The sequence below is a fragment of the Kitasatospora sp. NPDC007106 genome, assembly GCF_040634455.1.
Taxonomy (GTDB): domain Bacteria; phylum Actinomycetota; class Actinomycetes; order Streptomycetales; family Streptomycetaceae; genus Kitasatospora; species Kitasatospora arboriphila.
On sequence record NZ_JBEYFP010001358.1, the window covers coordinates 1 to 1,178 of the forward strand.

The 1,178-nt window shown below is 75.4% G+C and carries 2 protein-coding genes; both read right to left on the bottom strand.

What is annotated here, in order from left to right:
* On the bottom strand, window positions 1-827 hold an 827-nt coding region (locus ABZ641_RS38470), incomplete at its 3' end, for a methionine synthase (protein WP_359989321.1).
* Window positions 828-939: 112 nt separating this feature from the next.
* A partial coding sequence (locus tag ABZ641_RS38475) for a hypothetical protein (RefSeq protein ID WP_359989323.1) occupies window positions 940-1,178 on the bottom strand: 239 nt, incomplete at its 5' end.

Consider the following 1,178-nt stretch of genomic DNA (forward strand, 5'->3'; position numbering starts at 1 on the left):
CCGGCCGGGTCCGACACAGCCGTGTCGGTGGAGGGCACGACACCGGCGAGGATCACCGTGCCCGCCTCGACGGCCTCGCCGAGGTCGTCGTCCTCACGCCCCGTCAGCAACGAGAAGTCCAGCGACACTCCGGCCACCCCGGCCCGGCGCAGCAGCGGGATCGGCACGCCGGGGGCGCAGCTGTGCACCACCACGGGGACGTCCAGGGCACGGATCACCGAGCGCAGCGCCTCCTCGGCGACCTGCCGGTCGACGGCGCGCAGCCGCTGGAAGCCGCTGGCGGTCTTCACCGCGCCGGCCAGCACGGCGGGCAGCGAGGGCTCGTCCAGCTGCAGGACGGGCTGCGCGCCCGGCACCCGGCGGCGGACGTCGGCGAGGTGGCGGCGCAGTCCCTCGGTGAGGGACTCGGCGATGTCCCGGCAGGCGCCGGGGTCGGCGAGGGCCTTCTCGCCGTGCTTGAGCTCCACCGAGGCGGCGAGCGTCCACGGGCCGACGGCCTGCAGTTTGAGCGGGCCCTCGTGGCCCTGGGTGAACTCCTCCAGGGCGTCGAGGTCCTCGCCGAGCCAGGAGTGGGCGCGCCGGGTGTCGCGCCCGGGCCGGTCGGCGAACCGCCAGCCGCTCGGCTCCACCTGGGCGAACAGTTCGACCAGCAGACCGGCCCCGCGGCCGATCATGTCGGCGCCGGGGCCGCGGGCCGGCAGCTCCGGCAGGTGGGGCAGGTGCTCCAGTGCGCCGACCACCGTCCGGGCCGCCTCCCGGGCGTCCGTACCGGGCAGCGACCCGACGCCGGTGGCGGCGCCGTACAGCTCAGGGAATTCGGTGCTCACGCCGCACGAGCCTAGTGCGCCCGCGCGGTCCCGCCCACGACGGCGGCCCCGGCGCCGAGCGGGTGCTCGGCGCCGGGGCCGCCGGGTCGGTCAGGTGGGTCGGTCAGGTGGGTCAGGGCGCCTGGTAGCCGAAGACGTCCACCACGACGTGCACGGGGTAGCCGCTGGCGTTGTAGAACGACACCTTGCCGTTCTTCACCGGGACGACGACCTGGTTGGCGATGGTCTGGCCCGCCGCCCAGTTGAGGTTGGAGGCGTTCGGCCGGACGGTGCCGTTCGGGTAGACCGTCAGGAAGCCGGGGCCGCCAGGCTCGGTCACCGTGACGTTCAGGGTCACGGCCGTCGCGTTGG